General features: G+C 35.6%; 3 protein-coding genes and 1 pseudogene. 2 read left to right on the plus strand and 2 right to left on the minus strand.

Annotated features, from left to right (window positions below; genetic code table 11):
• Nucleotides 1-6: 6 nt before the first annotated feature.
• Nucleotides 7-321: pseudogene (locus ACYQ2O_RS11425) on the plus strand (ATP-binding protein); the annotation flags it as partial.
• A gap of 277 nt (nucleotides 322-598) precedes the next feature.
• Here the strand turns inward: ACYQ2O_RS11425 and ACYQ2O_RS11430 are convergent.
• Nucleotides 599-949, minus strand: coding sequence for a type II toxin-antitoxin system PemK/MazF family toxin (locus ACYQ2O_RS11430; RefSeq protein WP_346024548.1), 351 nt, complete (start codon nucleotides 947-949; stop codon nucleotides 599-601).
• Nucleotides 949-1221 carry an AbrB/MazE/SpoVT family DNA-binding domain-containing protein gene (locus ACYQ2O_RS11435; protein ID WP_346024549.1) on the minus strand — a complete coding sequence of 91 codons (273 nt, stop codon included), beginning with the start codon at nucleotides 1219-1221 and terminating at the stop codon, nucleotides 949-951. The genes ACYQ2O_RS11430 and ACYQ2O_RS11435 overlap by 1 nt, the downstream gene beginning before the upstream one ends.
• A gap of 141 nt (nucleotides 1222-1362) precedes the next feature.
• Between ACYQ2O_RS11435 and ACYQ2O_RS11440 the strand changes: the two genes are divergently transcribed.
• On the plus strand, nucleotides 1363-2475 hold the full coding sequence (locus ACYQ2O_RS11440) for a plasmid pRiA4b ORF-3 family protein (RefSeq protein ID WP_346024550.1): 1113 nt from the start codon (nucleotides 1363-1365) through the stop codon (nucleotides 2473-2475).
• The last annotated feature ends 544 nt before the right edge of the window (nucleotides 2476-3019 follow it).

A 3019-nucleotide genomic window follows, 5' to 3' on the forward strand; every position in this document is an offset into this window, starting at 1 on the left:
CTTCGAATGAGCAGTAACTATCAAAAGCTATTAAATAATCTAGAGGCCTTGAATTTAAAACATATGAGAGAATATGTGCCAAACTATGTTGAAATTGCCAATCGGGATGAGCTTTCTTTAACAGAAGCTCTTCTAGAATTAACTAATCAAGAATTAGACTTTCAAACGAATCAGACTGTGGAACGTGTCATCCAGCGCGCACGCTTTCCCAAACGGACATCACTTGAAGAATTTGATTTCAACTTTCAACCAAGCGTTAACAAAAAAGAGATTCTAGACTTGAAACATATGGCTTTTATGGAGAAAAATGAAAACTTAGTTGACTACTGCCACACATTTGTACCACTGATGCCAACTTTCTTACCACTGTTTGCCAAAGAATGTACCACCTTTTGCCAGCTTGATGTACCACTAAAGAAATATCCCATAACCCACTGTATGATTGATTTAGAAAAAAGAGAATTTAACTTTGTTGAAAAAGTACCTAAAGAATTAATCCAAGAATGTTATTCAAAGTTAAAATTAATGTATTAAATAAAAGCAGCCGACTGGAAATAAATTCCTTAAGTCTGCTGCTTTTAATGAACGGTTGTCTTCCTTAGAAAAAGTGGTTAATAGTGTCACTTATTTTTTTAACTAAATCGGAGTTTAAGTGTGAAATTGGCTTTCCTATAACTCTGAGAGTCGGATCAATACTTCTTATGTGTTGAAGTAATATTGTGCCCTTTACCTTCTCGTTATTTGGAATTGAAACGAAAAATGGTGAAACAGTAAAACGCTCTTCTTTATATTTTTGAGAGTTACTGATAGGAGCGATTAGAACAGTATTCAAATATCGATTGTAAAAGTTGTTACTGACCACTAAACAGGGCCTAGTCTTTTTTGTTTCTGTTCCTTTTGACGGATCTAGATTAACGAGTATGATATCTCCTTGTCTGAGTTTAGCCATTAATCAAAATCCTCAGCTTCTAAATCTTCACCCCAGGTCATTTCTTTATCATCAATAGAGCCATAGGTTGCTTGCTGTTCCTCTACATCTTCCCAAAAAGCTTTCTTTTTATCCACGCTTTTAATAACCACGTCTCCTTGTTCGTTAGTATAAAATATAATGTGATCATGAGACTTAATATCTAATGCGGTTCGAATGGACTTTGGAATAGTTACTTGGTTTTTAGATGTGATTTTTGCAGTAACAGGATTTCTTTCTTTGTAGCTAATCATTTCATTCACTCCCAATTTAATAGATAATTCTTATTATAGCACAAAAGTAAGGAAAAGTAAGGAGTGAGACTTTGGTTTTTGTCTTTTTTTGTTAATGGAATATGTTATGATAAACGAAACAAATAACAGGAGGCATTCACCGTGCTCATACATACAACAGATAAATTTATGTCAGAAATAGAAAAAGCAAAAGGTCACGTCTTGCCGCTCGATCCTACTAATCCAAACGAGAATGCTTGGTTAGCCCATATTGCTATTTTGAATCGAAGAAAAGCGCTCGTACTTGTCAATTTAGAAACGCAGTTAACACTTGTTGCTTGGCCACTTAAAAAAGAAGAATTAAGTAAGATTGAGAACATCATTCACTATGTCAGACAAGCGTATTTTGACTATTTAGGTCTCAATTGGGTCAAGCAGATGGAAATAGAGAAGAAATTTGATAACCGAGATTTGGTATGGACTAAGGGAGAAAACATCGATACACCAGACTATCTTGAAGAAGTCATTAGACCTTTAAGAATGGAAGTGAGAGGGTTTGATGATGAAGAGATTGTCCAGCTGAAATTAATGGAAAAAGTCAATAACCGATTAGTCACTTATCCAGATGGAACCGAAGATACACCGTTAAATAAATGGGAATCATTCTTAAGCGATAAAGGATTAGGAGAGAACCTCGTATTCACGCCACCTGTTGCAGAATTAAAGGTAAGCCTTGAATTGGAAACAGAAGAAGATGTCGTGAGGGTTTTACAGGTTCCAATGACTTATACTTTTAATCAGTTGCATCACATACTGCAGAAAGCCTTCATGTGGGACGATTATCATTTGCATCAATTCACTTTTGAAAAACCAAATGGTATGTCTGTCTGTCTAGTAGACGACGATGAATCATTCGGGTATAAACAAAGACAACAAATAATGAAATACGATGAAGAAGTGCAGCTGCTGGAATACATCCGTTCCGGAGATGTCTTTCTGTATGAATATGATTTCGGAGATGATTGGAGACATAGAATTGAAGTGACCCAAATCATTGAAAAGCCGAGTCTTCGAAAAGCGCGTTTAATAGACATGCAAGGGGACCCGGTACCTGAGGATGTCGGAGGAGTAGACGGCTATGCAGAATTTAAACAGGTGATGTCTGATCCATCCGATGAACAGTATGAGCATTTTTCTATGTGGAGTGAACGATTCAGAAGTCGTTTATCCATACACACTTTAAATAGTATTAACTTTAGTTTAGATAGACTTTAAGTTCAATTACTATAATCTGAGCGCACCGCTAATTCAAACCAATAATCCGGCGGGATCAGGAGATGCTACTATCGATAGTTCCGCTGTTTCTAATTGTAGAAAAGCATTCTATACCGATAAAAAAGAGGCGAAAAAAGGCAATGTGATCCAGCAGCGTATTCACGTCTGCTGGATCATATTGCTGTTAACTGGTTGTAATTGCTAAGGTGTGCTTACTTAATTTATAGTAACCATTTTTATCAGTGAATTGATAAATAATTGTTTTATTTCTAGTTGAAATTTTTTGTCTGCAAAAAATGACCGCTTAATTTAAGAAGTTGATGCACTTTTTCAGCTCATTTATGAAGATAACGTACTTATCTTTCTAAGTGAGCTAGGAAAATGTTCCTACTTCTTTAGAAAACTGGGAAACTTAAGAACTCAAGTTTTGCAGTTAAAAAATAGCCTTTGACCCTTGGTGTCATTGACTTGGTACCGATTATTATGCCGCTTTTGATATTTGATTCAGCTGATTTTCTTTTAAAAATGGCTTGAAGAGTTCCGG

Source organism: Alkalibacterium sp. m-11 (genome assembly GCF_054658155.1).